The sequence below is a fragment of the Paenibacillus lacisediminis genome (assembly GCF_046567315.2).
Map to the genome: position 1 here is coordinate 329,883 of NZ_JBKIAX020000007.1, position 16,653 is coordinate 346,535.

A 16,653-nucleotide genomic window follows, 5' to 3' on the forward strand; every position below is an offset into this window, starting at 1 on the left:
AATGAACGAAATCAGGCCCATGCCGCACAGCAAAGTGCTGGCGGCGCTGCTTGGCGGTTTTGCGCTGGCCGCGGCGCATCAATATTTGTTTTATGGGGATAGCTTCGGGGTATCTATTCCGATTTTTACCATCCTATTTTACCTGTATTTGTATTTATGCGCCAAGGACCGGTTTGGGCGTCCGATGACCTGGTTCGGCTGGCTGTCCTTGGCGGCGGTCATGCTGCTGTCGCTGACGTATGCGCTGTTTGCCAATCCGCTGTTTTTTGCGCTGAATCTGCTGGCTCTGCCTTGCCTTATTTTTACGCAGACGACTTATATGTTTAACCTGAAAAAGCGGTCGTGGGGCGATTTAATGATTATTTTTGACGTCCTTGACCATCTGCTTCCGCAAAACTTTCGGCACTGGGCTACGGCATTTCGCGCTGTGCAAACGACGGCCACCAAAAAGATGGGCGATCGCCGCAAACAAGCGGCCGGCAAGGTGCTGCTCGGGCTGCTGATCGCGTTGCCGCTCCTGATCATCGTGATCGGGCTGTTGTCCTCGGCGGACAGCAGCTTTGACCGTCTGCTCGCGGCGATCCCGGACTGGCTGAACGACAGCCTGTCGTTCGGGGAAGTGATGTTCCGCCTGATCTGGATTTTGCTGCTAGGCTTGCTGCTGTTCGGCTATCTGTGGGGATTCGTCGACCCGATGCGGGAAAAGCCCGCAGACTGGTTCGGAGGAATCGCGATGACGGACGGGATGGGTCAGACCGGCACGGTTCAGAGCGGTACGGGTGAGACCGGTACGGTTCAGAGTGATACGGGCCAGAATGGCATAAGCAAGGCGGGGAGGAGTGAAGCTCTGCCAGGTGCATCCGCCACGGTCGCGTCCACGTATCCGGGCAGCGCGCCCTTCAGAATCGATCCGCTTATTGCCGCGACCGTGCTGATCGCGATCAACATCGTTTACTTGCTGTTCGTTTCGCTCCAATTTACATACTTGTTCGGGGCATGGCGGGGCGTTTTGCCGGACGGCAGCTCGTATGCCGATTACGCGAGAAGCGGATTTTTTGAACTCGTTGCGGTTACGTCGATCAATTTTGCGATACTGATCGGCACCTTAACGTTGGGCGGCGAAGCGGGGAAAGGGCTGCGGACGCTGAATCAAGCCCTGCTGTATATCCTCGTCGGGTGCTCCAGCATCATGCTGCTGTCGGCATTTACGCGGCTGGCCCTGTACCAGGAAGCCTACGGCTATACCTATACCCGCTTTCTGGTCTTCGCCTTTATGATCTTTTTGGCGCTGCTGCTCGTCTGCGCCGGGCTGCGCATCCGCTTTGCGAAAATTCCGCTGGCAAAATGCTTTGTCGCGCTCGGCCTGGCCGCTTACGTTGTCGTAAACTATGCCAATATGGACCTCTTTATCGCCAAAAAGAACATCGAGCGCTACGAAGCAACCGGTAAAATCGACACCTATTACCTAACGGATAATCTCTCCGCCGATGCGCTGCCCTGGCTAATAAACTACAGCCGCACGGCCGCTCCGGAACTAAACCGCCAGCTGCATGAACGCTGGGAATCGATGACAACGACCACCGAAGGCAAAGGCTGGCCGGGGTTTAATTGGGCCAAATTCCGGGCGGCCCGTGCGCTGCAGGAGGATGCAAGCCGCTAGAACTAAAAAGGGATGAAACGCCGGATAACCGGGCTTCATCCCTTTTTTGCATCATACATGGTTTAGGAAAAAATCCGGTCGATGCTGGCGATTTCCTCGGGTGTTAGCTTCACGTCCAGCGTTTTCAAATTGCGGACGACCTGCTCCGGTCGCTTGGCCCCGGGGATCAAGGCGTCGATCGTATCCCGGGTTAAGTACCAGGCCAGCACGACATGGGCCACCTCGGCGTTTTTGGCGTCGGCAATGCGGCGGACCTGGTCCACTTTTTCCAGCGTACGCTCAAATGCTTCACCTTGGAACATCGGGTGATTGGCCCGGTAATCGGCGAACTTGGTATCTTTGTCGTATTTTCCTCCGAGCAGGCCGGCCGCCAGCGGAAAATACGGAACAAAGGAGATGCCCTGCTCCCGGCAGTACGGCAGCAGTTCCTGCTCCACATCGCGCTTGAGCAGATTGTATTCCGATTGCAGCACATCGATGTATCCGTCCTTATTGCCTTCCTTCAACTGCTCGATGGAAAAGTTGGATACGCCGATCGCCCGGATTTTACCTTCATTCTTCAGCTTCTTCAGCTCCCCGACCGCTTCGTCTTTGGGAGTCGCTTCATCGGGGAAGTGAATGTAGTACAGGTCGATGTAGTCGGTCCGCAGCCGTTTCAGGCTGTTTTCGACCTCCTGACGCAAGAAGGCCGGTGAATTGTCGAACACGATTTTGCCGCCCGCCATCCGGTGTGCGCCTTTAGTGGCGATGACGGCGCGGTCGCGGGCACCGAGCTCTTTGACGACTTCGCCGATCAGGATCTCCGACCGCTCCGGCCCGTAAAAGTACGCTGTATCCAGGAAGTTAATGCCCTGCTCCAGGGCGGTCCGCACGACCTGCTTCCCAACTTCCTCGTCCAGACTCGGATAGATGTTGTGCCCGCCAACCGCGTTGGTCCCAAGCCCGATCGGATTCACGGATAAATCGGTTTTGCCTAATTTAACGTGTGCTGCCATACTATTTCCTCCTTTTTCCACTTATAGAGGTAGTTCAAAAAGTCCGCTTTTGATCACGAAGTGATTCTAGGAGTAACTCTACATCGAATCTTGAATTCAGCCGGGCCTTCCGGTGCTCACGTACCCAAAACGTACGCTCCGCTCCTCAGTCCCTGGCTTCATCCAACCTTCTCGGCGCTGAAAACCGACCTTTTTGAACTCGCACTTATTGGTTTATTATACCGTAATCCGGCAGGCATTTCTCGCGAGCTCCTTGGCCGATAGCCGCTAGCTGCTTTTTTAAGTGATTGTCCCGCTAAGTATGTATTCGTATAATGGTAACATGTATTCCGAAAAAAAGGCCCATGGGCCCGCTGATAACTGGAGGAAAACCGCTATGCCGTTGGAGATAGAACGTAAATTTCTGCTGCCGAAGTATCCGGAAGAGCTGATCCGGGAGGGGGAACTGATCATTCGCTCGGAGCAGGAGATCGATCAGACGTATTTGGCTTTGCATGAGGATCAGGAGCTGCGGGTGCGGAAGATCCGCGATGTGGCCTCCGGTAACGTGACATTTACGCATACGTTTAAAAAAGGCTTTGGTTTGTCCCGGGAAGAAGTGGAGGTTTCCATTTCGGAGGGGCTTTACGAGCAAATCACCGGAGTCCACCGGGCGGTTCCGCTGACGAAACGGCGGGTGACCGCCGAGTGGAACGGGATTGTCGTGGAAATCGACCGTTACGATCAAATCGACTTGATGGTGCTGGAGGTGGAGTTCACTTCGGAAGCGGAGGCGCGGGAGTTTCAGCCGCCGCGGTGGTTTGGTCCGGATATCAGCACCGACAAGCGTTACAGCAACAAAAAGGTGTGGCGCGAGCTGCAGCAAAGCCGGCGGATTCAATGATCCGAAAAAAAAGAGACCTGCCGCCAGGTCTCTTTTAAAATTCCGAAGGAGAAGAAGAGGAATTAGGGAGCTAAGGGACACCAGAGCCGTTATTTGCGAAAAAACGGGAGTTTGCAGAATGTAACGGACACAGAAGACCTTATTTACCTCAAATCGTCCTGGATAAACGGGTTTAGAGCGAAATAGGATCGCCTGTGTCCGTTAGGCGGGGAAATACCCGGGAAATAAGCGGATAAGGTCGTTGGTGTCCCTTAGAGTAACGTCCAAAGTAAAAGTTAGAGCCATTAAAGGACGCCGACAGGCGTTTTTCTTAAATTGCCTCTATTTTCGCTGCTGCTCCGATGGCCCGCGAAACCTCGTATGCGGCAGATTCTATCTGCGCCATCTCCAAGCTATAGCATCTCCAGCCGCCCCCTCCGGTTCAATCCAGCGCCAAATTGCCGCCATCCCGAAGCAAAAAACGATAATTCGTGCGCATGAATTCAAGCACTTTGTCGAAGATGATCCGGTGTCCGTCCTGATTGGGGTGAATGCCGTCGGAACAAAGGAACTTCGTAAAATCGGGGTGTTCCAAAAATGCTCCCCGGACATCGATATACTTCGTTTTGGTCAGTTCCGATACTTTGAGGATGGTCGAATTGTATCTTTCCTGCCACCAGTAAATTTTCGTAACGCTTCCGAGAAATTTCATGATGTTTTGTTCCGCTTCCGGATTGTTTCTGCTGACCCATTTGAAATACTTGTCAGCATTAAGCGGGGGCAGGCTCATCAGGATCGGGGTAATTTGCTGGCTTCTTACGAATTGGATCGCTTCCGTCAGCATTTTCTCAAACATCGAAAAGTCGGTTTTCGGGCTGTGCTCTGCGTCGGGCTGTTCAGCAATCTCGTTCCAGTTGAAGTCACAGTCGTTGCCGCCATATTCGATCAGGACAAAATTCGGCCGATCCTTCATGACGTCCTTTTTCAGGTTGGTTAACCCCTTGACCAGCGTGTTGCCGAACCTGGCCGTGTTATGGATCGCTCCTCTCAATTTTTTCTGCAGGAGAGATACATAATTGTCCTCCAAAACGACGTATTTGTTTTTCGTTTCATCATAAATAACGCCTTTGGAAATGGAATCGCCGCTCACCATGTACTTGAATTCGTTGTTGAAAATTCCGCTGCTGTCCTCGCTCACAGATTTCACCTCTTTCCAGCCTCGAAACCTTGGGTAGGTCGCTCGGTCCGTAATATGCGTCTTATAGAGGTAGTTCAAAAAGCCCGCTTTTGATCACGAAGTGAATCAAGAAGTAACTCGGCATCAAATCTTGAATTCAACCGGGCCAAGCATATGCTTCCGAAGTATGTTTCCTGCGGAAACATTTCAGTTGCTCACGTAGGCTCCCTAAGCTTATGCTTCCGAAGCCGTTTTCTACGAAAACGTGAAGCTCCGCTACTCAGTCCCTAGTTTCATCCAACCTAAAGCGTTTTGAAAAAACGCACTTCGGAAGCGTAAGCTTCGGTGCTGAAAACCGACCTTTTTGAACACGTACTTATAGACGCTTGCTACTTTCTATTTTAGATTAGTTTTCTTACGGTGCGCAAGTAACCTTCGATGCGTCGAATCCCATGTAAACGCTTAATGTTGCGATTTTTGTACCCGCAAGTAGACAAGAGGTGACAGGGAGTGAGAGAATACGGTTAATACCATTCATTCAAAAAAGGGGATGACACAACGTTGATACGATTCGGCACCATAGGCACGAACTGGATCACGGAGCGCTTTATCCAGGCGGCTTTGGAAACGGAGCAGTTTGTTTTGACAGCGGTATACTCACGCACGGAGGCGAAAGGCAAGGAGTTTGCCGCCAAATTTGGCGATCCCGAGGTGTTCACCGATGTCAAGGTGCTGGCCGAAAGCGCTGACGTAGACGCCGTTTACATCGCCAGTCCGAATTCTTTGCATGCCGAGCAGGCGATTTTGATGATGGATCACGGAAAACATGTGCTGTGCGAAAAGCCGATGGCTTCCAATGCGGCTGAAGTCCGGCGGATGATTGAGGCGGCGCGCCGCAACGGCGTCCTGCTTATGGAGGCCCTGAAGTCGACGCTGATGCCGAACTTCCGGGCGGTTCAGGACAATTTGTACAAAATCGGCCGGGTGCGGAGATATTTTTCCAGCTACTGTCAGTATTCATCGCGGTATGACGCTTTTAAGGAAGGTAAAGTGCTGAATGCCTTTAATCCCGCTTTTTCCAACGGCTCCTTAATGGACCTAGGCATCTATTGCATTTACCCGATGGTGACGTTGTTCGGCAAGCCGGAATCCGTTCAGGCGTCCGCGGTGATGTTGTCGTCCGGGGTGGACGGCGAAGGCAGTCTTATTGCGCGGTACCCGGATATGGACGGCGTTATCATGTACTCCAAAATAACGGACTCCTATGTGCCGACGGAAATCCAGGGGGAAAACGGGACGATCGTGATCGACAAGATCAACCAGCCTTACGATGTGAAAATATTGTACCGCGACGGGACGACCGAAGAACTGACGCGTTCCCAACCTCAGGAATCGATGTTTTACGAGGCGCTGGATTTCATCGAGCTGCTCCAAAGCGGCCGGCGGGAAAGCGAGGTCAACTCACACGCCCGCTCCTTGGCCGTCGCCGAGCTGATGGAGGAAGCAAGACGTCAGTTTGGCCTGCGGTACGCAGCCGATCAAGATTAGCCGGCCAACCTGAGATCTGTGGCTGCTTTGGTAGGCCCAGGCGTACGCCCGGGCCTTTTTGGCGCCTCGCTGGAGACTAAATGAAAAGTGTGATGTGTGGTAAGCGGTAAGTTTGGCGGGTGGTTAGTCAATAAGTCAGGTGGATGGCGAGTTACAAGCTAATATTAGTTTGGTGGCAGGCAAGGTTTGCGTGGTCCGACGGATGGTTCTAATGGAAATATCCAATAGAATTGGAATTTTAATGGAAAATACGGCGGTTAGATTGGATATTTCCAATAGATTAGGTTTGGCAGGGCGCAAAATGGGCGGTTTGCGAGAAATCTATTGGATTTTTTCCAATAGGAGCTCAAAATTCGGGCCGATTCCCATCAATCTATTGGAATTTTTCCAATGAGAGGTGGGGGGGAATGAGCAGATTGAAGCAACCGGGCAGTGGGAGGCAGCTTTCATTTTTATTGCAACCGCTTTCAATCATAAATTAGGATAGGCGTGAGGTGAACGCAGATGATCAAGGACAAAACATGGTTGGCGGGCATTACCGTGTGCATCGTCATTTTGGTTTATTTGTTTATCGGTTTTGCCCGTTATTCCGGGAAAATCGGCAGCATCGTCCAGGAGCTGCAGGGCAATCCCGCAAGCGGCGAGCACCGTTATCATATCGTGCTGATCGAGCAGGAACGGTATCACCCTTACTGGGAGATGGTCGAAAAAGGCGCGTCCCAAGCGGCGGAAAAATACGGCATCGACATCGAATTTACCGGCGCGGTGCGCAACAACATGGAGGAGCAGCTAAACTTGCTGGAAAAAGCGATCGCCGCCCGCGCCGACGCGATTATCGTGCAGGGGCTGAACGAGGAGAAGTTCACGCCGGTCATTGACAAGGCGGTGCAGCGCGGCATCCCGGTCGTGACGATCGACACCGACGCGCCGGACAGCCGGCGGCTGGCTTATGTCGGGACCGACAACCTGGCCGCGGGAGAGCGGCTAGGCCGCCTGGTCGTGCAAACAACCGGCGGCTCGGGCAAGCTCGGCGTGATTATCGGCAGCGATCAGTCCGCCAGCCAGCTGCAGCGATTGGACGGGCTGAAGCGGGTCGTGGCCGAGCATCCCGGGCTCGACATCGTTGCCGTGCGCAGCTCCAACATCTCGCATATGGAGGCGATCCAGCAATCCGCGGAGATGCTGCGGCAGCATCCCGAGATCGAGGTCATGGTCGGCACCAGCGCCACCGATGCCCTCGGCGTGCTGCAAGCGGCAAAAAGCCTGCAGCGCGAGCATCTGATGATTATCGGCTTCGATAATCAGAAGGAAACGCTAGCGGCGATCCGCAAGGGCGAGATCGCGGCGACGGTCGCGCAGCAGCCTTACCTGATGGGGGACACGGCGGTTCGGCTGCTGTATGAGTATTTTCAGGGAAACCCGCTTCAGCCGGAATATTACACGGAGGTTAAAGTGCTGGACCAGCGTAATGTGCAGGAGGGGGAAAGCTTATGAGCATCCGCCGCAAGCTGTTATTGTTCATCCCGCTGCTGGTGCTGCTGATGAGCTCGGTGTCTTTTTTCTTGTTCGAAAGCGGCAAAAACGTGCAGGAAAGCTACCACCTGATGATGAAGCGCATTTTGCTGTATAAGGAAGTTTCCTCCGAGGTCGGCGAGATCATGCGGGCGATGAACCGGTTCATCATGCAGGTGGATACGGAAAGTCTGCCCGAGGTCGAGCGCCACCTGAACGCGGTCAGAACCTTAAGGACCGACCTCGACGGGCTGGAAACGATCGGCGGGAGCGCTTTGCCGCTTGTCAATTACCGTAACATCGTCGATACGTTCCTGGAGCAGGCCGAGGATATGATCGATCAGATTGGCGGTGAAGATTCAAACACGATGGCGGGAAAATATATCGAAGCGGAGCAAACGCAGCGCTTCATCCGCGAGGAAGCCCAGGAGCTGGTCGATCTTGAGCTGGAGCAGTACAAGCCGATTTATGAAGACATGATGTACGCAACGGACAAGCTGAACAGGCTCGGCATCATGCTTGTGGTGACGGCGGCGGCGTTCAGCATTTTACTGGCGATATGGCTGTCGAGCAGCATCACCGGGCCGATTCGCCGGCTCGTCGCCACCGCCAAACAGATTTCCAAAGGGCGGATGGACACGAAAGCCCCAGAAAGCGACCGCAACGACGAGATCAGTATTCTGTGCCGGGCGTTTAACGGGATGATCGACAACATCCAGCGCTTGATGGCCGAAAACATCAACAATCTGGAAAAGGATCGGCTGGTTAAGGAGCTGGAGCTGAAGACGCTGCAGAGCCAAATCAATCCGCATTTTTTGTTCAACACGCTGAATTCCATCTCCAAGCTGGCCTACATTGAAGGGGCGCCGAAAACGAGCGATCTGGCCGTCTCTGTTTCCAGGCTGCTCCGGTACAATTTGCAAAAGCTGGACCAGGCGGTTCCGCTGCGCGAAGAGGTGGAGCATGTCGGCGAATACATGAACATTCAAAAAGCGCGGTTCCGCGACCGCATCAAATTCGAGCTGGACGTGGACGAACGGGCGCTGGACGGCATCGTTCCCTGTCTCACCCTGCAGCCGATTTTGGAGAACGCCTTCGTGCACGGCATCGAGCAGATGGAGGAGGGGGCGCTTTTGCAGCTGGCGATTCGCCTCAGCGAGGAGGGCAACGTGGAGATCGAAATCTGCGACAACGGCGCCGGCATGAGCCGCGAAACGGTGGAGCGGCTGCTGCGGTCGGTGCGCGAGGAAGCGCCGCGTTTTGGCGGAAAAGGGCAATCGACCGGGCTCGGCACGCATAACGTGTTCAAAAGGCTGCATCTGTTTTTTGACGGCCGCCAGCAGATCGACATCGACAGCGAAGAAGGGGCCGGTACGACCGTCAAATTCACGCTGCCGTACCGTACGGCGGCCATGGTGTCGTAGGCGGGAGGCTGCGGATTTATAAAAGAATGGAGGATTCCAATCATGTATACCTTGCTGATTGCCGATGACGAAGCACTGGAACGGGAAGGCCTGGAGCTGATGATCAGCCATATGCTGCCGGAGACGTTCCGCTTTCTTCACGCGGAGAACGGGCGGCGGGCCATTCAGCTGGCGGAGGAGGAGCGGCCTGATTTTATTTTTATGGATATTAAAATGCCGGGGATTCCGGGCCTGGAGGCCGTGCGCGAAATTTTGGCGCGGCAGCCGGGAACGCCGGTCGTCATCATCACTGCTCACGATTATTTCGCCTACGCCAAAGAGGGAGTGGCGCTCGGGGTGCGCGAGTATTTGCTCAAGCCGGCCCGGCGGGAGGAAGTGCTGGATGTGCTGAAAAATCTCATCGCCGAGGCGGAGGAAGCGCGGCACGCCCGTGATGAGCGGCTGATGATGCAGGAGAAGCTGGCGCAGCTATTGCCGCTCGCCGAAAACGAGCTGTCGCTGATGCTGATGCTGGAATGCGTGCAGGAGGTGGAACTATCGCAACTAGCGGGGTTGCTCAATCTGGACTGGCATAAAGGGTATGCGATGGTGTTGTCTTTTTCGCGGCACTCTCCAAAGGCTGGGGCTGATTTCCAACTGGTCAAAAAAGAGCTCCACGAGGCTGTTAAGCAATGGACGAAACCCGGCATGTCCTGCCTCGTCAGCCCGGTGGTCGGCCATCAACTGGCGTTGTTTATCCCGTTTCCGCCCGGGCGGCTGGGATATTCGCAGCGCGTGGCCGCGCTGGAGTTGGGCGAGCGGCTGCAGAGCCGGATCGAGGAGCGGTTCGGACTGCCGCTGGCGGTCGGAATCGGCTCGGTCCGCGAGGGCTGGGACGGGCTCGGCCGTTCCTACCGGGAGGCGGTCCGCGTCTGCGCGGACGATCAGGAGCAGGATGTCGCCAGCGTCCGCCATTACGACGATATCGCCGAAAGCTCGGGCCGGCCCACGCTCCCGCCGGACGAGGAAAAGCGGCTGCTCGACGCGCTGTTAAGGCATGACCGCCAGGAAACGGCGCAGCGGTTTGACCGGCTGTTCGAGCGGCTTGCGAAAGGCGAGCCCCGGCATTTTCCGCGCCTGCGCGGCGACGTGATCGGCCTGCTGCTGTATTTGGCACGAAGCACGCAGACGGGGGATGGCGGCGAGTTGATTTCCTTCTTGAGCGGCTTTGACGATCCGGCCTCTTTGCGTGAAGCGGCCCAGCGGCGGCTTGCCGCCTGGATCGACGGGCTCAGGGAGGCGAAGGAGCGCGGCCGCTCTCATGTGCTGCAGCGTGCGCTTTTGTACATCGCCGAAAGGTACAAGGAGGAAATCTCCATGGAGCAGACGGCGGAACACGTTAATCTTAGCCCGTATTATTTCAGCAAATTGTTCAAGCTGCAGATAGGCGAAAACTTCAGCGATTACGTCACCCGGCTGCGCATTGAGGAAGCCAAACGGCTGATCGCGGAGGGGCGCCTGAGCCTCAAGGAGATCTGTTACGAGGTAGGCTACAAGGACCCGAACTATTTCAGCCGGGTATTCAAAAAGGCAGCCGGCATGACGCCGACGGAATACCGCCAGCACAGCAAATAAACGGGATTTTCCGAAACAGAAAAGACCATCCTCTAGTTCTTGTCCTCCGGCAAGGACTTTTTTGCTGTCCGGCCGACAAAAATGTGCTGTGAAAGCGCAGGCGATGAATTTCATTTCATCCGGCAGCAAGGAAATGCTGCTCGCGGGCAAACCAGTGCTGGCATTAGTCGCCCTGCGGCATATGACCCGGTGCTAAGATTTATTTGTAAGCGTAATCATTCAAACGAGAAGGGGCGAAGTAAATATGAAAAAATTCAGTCAACGTTTCCGGTTTGGCTTGGCAGCCTTGTTGCTGGCATCTTCCCTGGCGGGCTGCGGCATCGTTTCGGACGGCGGCGCAGGCGCAGGCGCGGGCAGCGGTTCCGGCAATGCGCCGAATAACTCGGGCGGGGCGGCGAATGGAGGCGCCGGAGACGACGGGAAAATCGTGATCGGCATGTCGATGGACACGCTGAAAGAAGAGCGCTGGCAGAAGGACCGGGATATTTTCAGCGCGAAGGTCCAGGAGCTTGGCGGCGAAGTGAAGGTGCTGGCCGCCAACGGCGACGACGCCACGCAGCTTAGCCAAGCGGAGCAGCTCATTTCCCAAGGGGTCGACGTACTCGTCGTCATCGCCCACAACGCGGAAGCGACCGCGCCAATCGTGGAAAAGGCCCATAAGGAAGGCATCAAGGTGATCGCTTACGACCGGATGATCAACAATGCTGAAGTCGACTACTACATCTCTTTCGACAACGTCCGTGTCGGCGAGCTGCAAGCCCAGGCCGTCACCGCTGCGGCACAAAAAGGGAACATCGTGTATATCGGCGGGGCGGACACCGACAACAACGCGCACATGTTCAAGGAAGGCGCGATGAACGTGCTTAAGCCGCTGGAGGAAAAGGGCGACATCAAGATCGTCTACGACCAGTTCTCCAAGGACTGGAAGCCGGAGGAAGCGCTGAAAAACATGGAGAACGCGCTGACCGCAAACAAAAATGACGTTCAGGGTGTAGTTGCCGCCAACGACGCCACCGCCGGCGGGGCGATCCAGGCGTTGACCGCGCAGGGCATGGCCGGCAAAGTTCCGGTTTCCGGGCAGGACGCCGACTTGGCCGCCGTGCAGCGGATCGCCGAGGGCACACAGCTGATGACGGTCTACAAGCCGATCAAATCGATTGCCACCAAAGCCGCGGAAATGGCCGTATCGGCCGCCAAAGGCGAGAACATCAGCGCGGACAAAACGGTGAACAACGGCAAAATCGACGTTCCGTCGGTGCTGCTGGACCCGATCCCGGTCGACAAAAGCAGCCTGAACACGGTCATTGAGGACGGGTTCCACAAGCTGGAGGACGTGTACAAAAACGTGCCGAAGGATCAATGGCCGCAGCAGTAAAAGGTGTGAACCCGCCTTTGGTATTGGCTAAAAAAGGAGTGCAAACGCCTATGCATGTGTTGGAAATGGTGAATATCAGCAAAGAGTTTCCGGGCGTCAAAGCCCTCGACCGCGTCAATTTGCAGGTGCAAAAGGGCGAAATCCACGCCTTGTGCGGCGAGAACGGGGCCGGCAAATCGACGCTGATGAAGGTGCTTAGCGGCCTGTATCCAGCAGGAACCTACAGCGGCGACATCATCATCGACGGCGAGAAAAGACAGTTCCATAACATCACGGACGCGGAAAAATCCGGCATCGCCATCATTCACCAGGAGCTAGCGCTTGTGAAGGAAATGACGGTCGGCGAAAATATTTTTTTGGGAACGGAACCGACAAAACGCGGCGCCATTCAGTGGGATGAGCTGTATCATAACGCGTCCATCTGGCTGGACCGGGTCGGGCTGCGCATTTCCCCGGAAACGAAAATCGCCAGCCTCGGCATCGGCCAGCAGCAGTTAGTGGAAATCGCCAAAGCTCTGTCCAAGCATACGCGGATTTTGATTCTGGATGAGCCGACGGCGGCTTTGACCGAAAGCGAAGTGGCGATTTTGATGGGGATTTTGCATCAGCTGCGCCGGGAAGGCGTATCCTGCGTGTACATTTCGCACAAAATGCCGGAAGTGTTCGCTTTGGCCGACTCGATTACGGTGCTGCGCGACGGGCGCACAGTGGCGACGCTTAACCGCAAGGAGACGAACGATGACCAGGTCGTGTCGCTTATGGTGGGCCGGGAGCTGACTGAGCGGTATCCCCGGGTGGAGCACACTCCGCAGGAGACCGTGCTGGAGGTACGGGACTACAACGTCTGGCATCCGGAAAAACGCCATCAAAAAGTGATCAAGGACGTCCATTTTACGCTGCGTAAAGGAGAAATACTTGGCATCGCCGGGCTGATGGGCGCCGGGCGCACCGAGCTCGTCAGCAGCTTGTTTGGTGCGTACGGGGGCCGCTCGACCGGAGAGGTGCGGATCGAAGGGAAGCCGGTGCGAATCCGCTCTGTGGCGGACGCGATCAAAGCGGGCATCGCCCTGGTCAGCGAGGACCGCAAACGCCAGGGCCTGGTGCTGGGGATGGATGTGAAAACGAACACGACGATGGCGACGATGGGCAAAGTGTCCAGGTTCAGCGTCATCAACGACAACGAAGAGATGAAATGGGGACAGAAGTACGTGCAGGATTTGAAGACTAAGACGGCCTCGCTGGAGACGCCCGTCGGCACGCTGTCCGGCGGCAATCAACAGAAGGTCGTCATCGGCAAATGGCTGATGTCCGATCCGAAAATCCTTATCATGGACGAACCGACCCGGGGCATTGACGTCGGGGCAAAATACGAGATTTACCATTTAATGAATCGGCTGGTCAGCCAAGGTGTGGCGATCATCATGATTTCCTCGGAGCTGCCGGAGGTGCTCGGAATGAGCGATCGGATTCTGGTCATGAGCGAAGGCCGGTTTGTCCGGGAATTTCATTGGCGCGAGGCGACCCAGGAAAATATCATGCAAGCCGCAACAGGAGGGAAATAGCATGGAGCTGCAAAAAAATGTTCAGCCGCACACGGAAAGCGCTGACGCCAAATCGGCGCTATGGAGCGGCCTATTCGGAAAAATGGACGTGCGGGCCTACACGATGGTCGGCGCCTTGATCCTCATTTGGGTGCTGTTTGGCATACTGGACCCGACGTTTTTGACGGCGCGGAACTTGTCCAACTTGTTTACGCAAATGTCCGTCACGTCCATCCTCGCGATTGGCATGGTGCTCGTGATCGTAGCCGGGCATATCGATCTTTCGGTCGGGTCGATCGTCGGGCTGACCGGCGGGATCGCAGCGATTTTCAGCAATTGGCTGGGCCTGCCAGCGATCGTCGTCATCCTCGCCACACTGGCAGCCGGGGCCGTGCTGGGATTGGTGCAGGGGTGGCTCGTCGCCTACAAAATGGTCCCGGCGTTCATCGTCACCCTGGGCGGCATGATGGTGTTCCGCGGCGCACTGATGGGCATCACCGGCTCGATGACGATCCCGGTGTCGGACCCGGTGCTGGCCTTGCTTGGCAACGCGTATTTTGCCCCGGGCTTCGGCATCGTGCTTGGCGTGCTGGCGGTCGGCCTCCTTGTCTGGAGCACGTTGAATAGACGCCGCTCCCGGCAAAAATACGGCTTTGAAGTCGCATCGCTCGCCGCCGACGTCATCAAGGTTGCCGCGCTTTCGCTGCTGGTGGTGCTGTTCGTGCTGGTCATGAACGCTTATAAGGGCATCCCGTTCCCGATCATTTTTGTGATCGTGCTGGCCGCCGTTTTTTATTTCCTCTCGAAAAAAACGACCTTTGGCCGCCACATCTACGCCATCGGCGGCAACCTGGAAGCGGCCCGCCTCTCCGGGATCAACATCCGCCGCAAAACGATGCTGATCTTCCTGCTCAGCGGCCTGTTGTCGTCGATCGCCGCGATCGTGCTGACGTCCCGGCTGGCCTCGGCCACGATCACCGCCGGGAACATGGCGGAAATGGACGCGATCGCCGCCTGCGTTATCGGCGGCACCTCGCTCATGGGCGGCGCAGGCACGGTGCTGGGCGCGCTGATCGGCGCCCTGGTCATGACCTCGCTCGACAACGGGATGTCGCTGATGGGGCTGGAGTCGTTTTGGCAGTACGTCGTCAAAGGCTCGATCCTCGTCTTCGCCGTCTGGCTAGACATCTCAAACCGCCGCAAGGGCGTAAACTAAGCTACATTAAACCGTTGTATCAAGTTATTGCACCAAATTAGTGCATCAAGTTGTTGTGTCAAGCTATTGCACCAAGTTGTTGCACCAAGTTGTTGCTTCAACGCTGGACTAAGCAGTAAGCAGCTTCACTTAGACACTGCACCGAACCGCTGCACCGATCGGCATCATAGGAAAAATGGCACTTTTGAAAATGGCACTTTCGGCCGCCGGGAATTCCCCTGTGCGCGAAAGTGCCGTTTATATTGGATGCGGGTTTGCACGAAATGCAAAAATGCATTTGATTTAGGGGAATTTCCGCTCCCCGAGGCGGTTCGCCTGCAAAAGTGCAGTTGCCGCGAGCCCATTGGGGCGAATTTTGATTTTACGGCGGAAATGAACTGCACTTATGCATTTGAACCGTCCGTTTCGGGGGCTTTCGACGAAGTTCGCATGCACTTTTGCATTTGCCCACCGGAAAGGGGTGCATCTACCTGCTGGTAAGTGAGATCCATCCGCCCATGGCTATGCAGAACAAGGCTTCCGCATTAGCACTCGCTCGCGCCCTACTGATATTTCACAATCAGCGCGTTGCTGATTTTGCGGCCCGGCGTTGTCAAGTACTTGCCGTTGTAGTACAGCCCGCTGGAAGCGCCGCCGTCGAGGTTCATCGCTTGATAGGCGCCGGCCTGCTTCATGATTTCCGCGAGCTGCGGGATCGTTGCGCCGCCGGTCGTCAGCAGGATCAGCTTGTGGTCGCGGGTTAGGCCAAGGGCGCTGCGGGCGCCGCCGCCGGTTAGGATTTTCGGGTCCTTGAAGCCTTCCGCCTTGACGTCGAGCGCTACTTTGCTGTCTACAACCAAGCGTGGTCCGGCCTGCAAGGCGCCTTCCATCCGGCCTTCGGCATACCGCTCGCTGAACTCCTTGCCCGGAATAAGCTGGGCCAGCAGGTTTTGGTCATAGGTGAAAATCGTCCGCTTGTCGCCGGAAGCTGTCTTTTTTATTTCGCCGCCGCTGACGATATAGCCGTACGGCGCTTTATAGGCATCTGATGTATAGGCATCGAAAAAAGTGCCGTTCACGGCGACGGCGGCCTCATGACGTTTGGCGATGCTGCTTAAGTCTTCGACCTTGCCGACTTTATCGCCCGCCAGCACAACGTCCAGCCGGACCTTCGGGTCCATCAGCGAAATCGTAACCATCTGCACGCTAAACGTTTTGCCGCCGACTTTAAACGACTTGCGTTCGCTGACGATCGGCTTACCGCCGCTTTCCGTCGCCCCCCGGCCGGCCAGCGGCAGGGTCAACCGTTCCTCGCCTTGCCCCAGGCTGAGCGATGACAAGCTTTTGTCCCGCTCCATCGGCAAATTCAGCTCTTCGCTTACTTGCTGCAGCGGGACGTACGTGACTCCGGCTTCAGTAAAGGGAGCGTCGGTTAACGAACGAGACTGCTCATTGACTGCGGCGCTCTTTTTCCCGACAAACATCGTAAGCTGTACATCGCCTTTAGCGATATCGATTTTTTGCTCGGCGGCGTTCCACTGGACACTTGTCCCTTCAAACCCGCTTAAAATGCGGACCGGTACAAAAGCGCGGCCGCTTTTGGCGTCGATCAGGACGACGTTTTTGGGAGGAGGTGCGGATGAGGCCGAAATCGAGGCGGGTACGATGCAGATCATAGCGAGTAACAACAGCAGAAGTTTCTTTTTCATAAAATATGTACTCCTTCTTCCTTATGTCTGATGATGTCTCA

The 16,653-nt window shown here is 55.7% G+C and carries 12 protein-coding genes; 9 read left to right on the top strand and 3 right to left on the bottom strand.

Features of this window, described 5'->3' with window-relative positions:
- Position 1: 1 nt before the first annotated feature.
- Entirely contained in the window at positions 2–1,660 is a 1,659-nt protein-coding gene (locus ACLD72_RS16255; protein WP_410996838.1) for a DUF4173 domain-containing protein, read from the top strand.
- 62 nt (positions 1,661–1,722) lie between these two features.
- On the opposite strand, the gene ACLD72_RS16260 is transcribed toward ACLD72_RS16255, so the two are convergent.
- Positions 1,723–2,655, bottom strand: coding sequence for an aldo/keto reductase (locus tag ACLD72_RS16260; protein ID WP_410996840.1), 933 nt, complete (start codon positions 2,653–2,655; stop codon positions 1,723–1,725).
- A 376-nt stretch (positions 2,656–3,031) separates the two neighbouring features.
- On the opposite strand from ACLD72_RS16260, the gene ACLD72_RS16265 reads away from it, so the two are divergent.
- Entirely contained in the window at positions 3,032–3,538 is a 507-nt protein-coding gene (locus ACLD72_RS16265; protein ID WP_410996842.1) for a CYTH domain-containing protein, read from the top strand.
- Positions 3,539–3,959: 421 nt separating this feature from the next.
- Here the strand turns inward: ACLD72_RS16265 and ACLD72_RS16270 are convergent, their stop codons facing one another.
- The gene (locus ACLD72_RS16270) at positions 3,960–4,715 is read right to left on the bottom strand and encodes an SGNH/GDSL hydrolase family protein (protein ID WP_410996844.1); all 756 of its coding nucleotides are present in this window, start codon (positions 4,713–4,715) and stop codon (positions 3,960–3,962) included.
- A 543-nt stretch (positions 4,716–5,258) separates the two neighbouring features.
- Between ACLD72_RS16270 and ACLD72_RS16275 the strand changes: the two genes are divergently transcribed.
- The 7 genes from ACLD72_RS16275 (at position 5,259) to ACLD72_RS16305 (ending at position 14,924) form a co-directional block, all read left to right on the top strand.
- Positions 5,259–6,242, top strand: a complete 984-nt coding sequence (locus ACLD72_RS16275; protein ID WP_410996952.1) for a Gfo/Idh/MocA family protein — start codon at positions 5,259–5,261, stop codon at positions 6,240–6,242.
- A gap of 504 nt (positions 6,243–6,746) precedes the next feature.
- Positions 6,747–7,736 (top strand): sugar-binding protein, encoded by a 990-nt coding sequence (locus tag ACLD72_RS16280; protein ID WP_410996846.1) that lies wholly within the window; start codon positions 6,747–6,749, stop codon positions 7,734–7,736.
- Positions 7,733–9,178, top strand: a complete 1,446-nt coding sequence (locus ACLD72_RS16285; RefSeq protein ID WP_410996848.1) for a histidine kinase — start codon at positions 7,733–7,735, stop codon at positions 9,176–9,178. The genes ACLD72_RS16280 and ACLD72_RS16285 overlap by 4 nt, the downstream gene beginning before the upstream one ends.
- Positions 9,179–9,220: 42 nt before the next feature.
- Positions 9,221–10,792, top strand: coding sequence for a helix-turn-helix domain-containing protein (locus tag ACLD72_RS16290; RefSeq protein WP_410996850.1), 1,572 nt, complete (start codon positions 9,221–9,223; stop codon positions 10,790–10,792).
- A gap of 244 nt (positions 10,793–11,036) precedes the next feature.
- Complete coding sequence (gene xylF, locus ACLD72_RS16295) at positions 11,037–12,167, top strand: D-xylose ABC transporter substrate-binding protein (protein WP_410996854.1); 1,131 nt, start codon at positions 11,037–11,039, stop codon at positions 12,165–12,167.
- Positions 12,168–12,217: 50 nt separating this feature from the next.
- The gene (locus ACLD72_RS16300; RefSeq protein WP_410996856.1) at positions 12,218–13,729 is read left to right on the top strand and encodes a xylose ABC transporter ATP-binding protein; all 1,512 of its coding nucleotides are present in this window, start codon (positions 12,218–12,220) and stop codon (positions 13,727–13,729) included.
- Between the two features lie 82 nt (positions 13,730–13,811).
- The gene (locus tag ACLD72_RS16305; protein WP_410996954.1) at positions 13,812–14,924 is read left to right on the top strand and encodes a sugar ABC transporter permease; all 1,113 of its coding nucleotides are present in this window, start codon (positions 13,812–13,814) and stop codon (positions 14,922–14,924) included.
- A 542-nt stretch (positions 14,925–15,466) separates the two neighbouring features.
- Here ACLD72_RS16305 and ACLD72_RS16310 read toward each other — a convergent pair.
- Positions 15,467–16,612, bottom strand: a complete 1,146-nt coding sequence (locus ACLD72_RS16310) for a phosphodiester glycosidase family protein (RefSeq protein ID WP_410996858.1) — start codon at positions 16,610–16,612, stop codon at positions 15,467–15,469.
- Between the last annotated feature and the right edge of the window lie 41 nt (positions 16,613–16,653).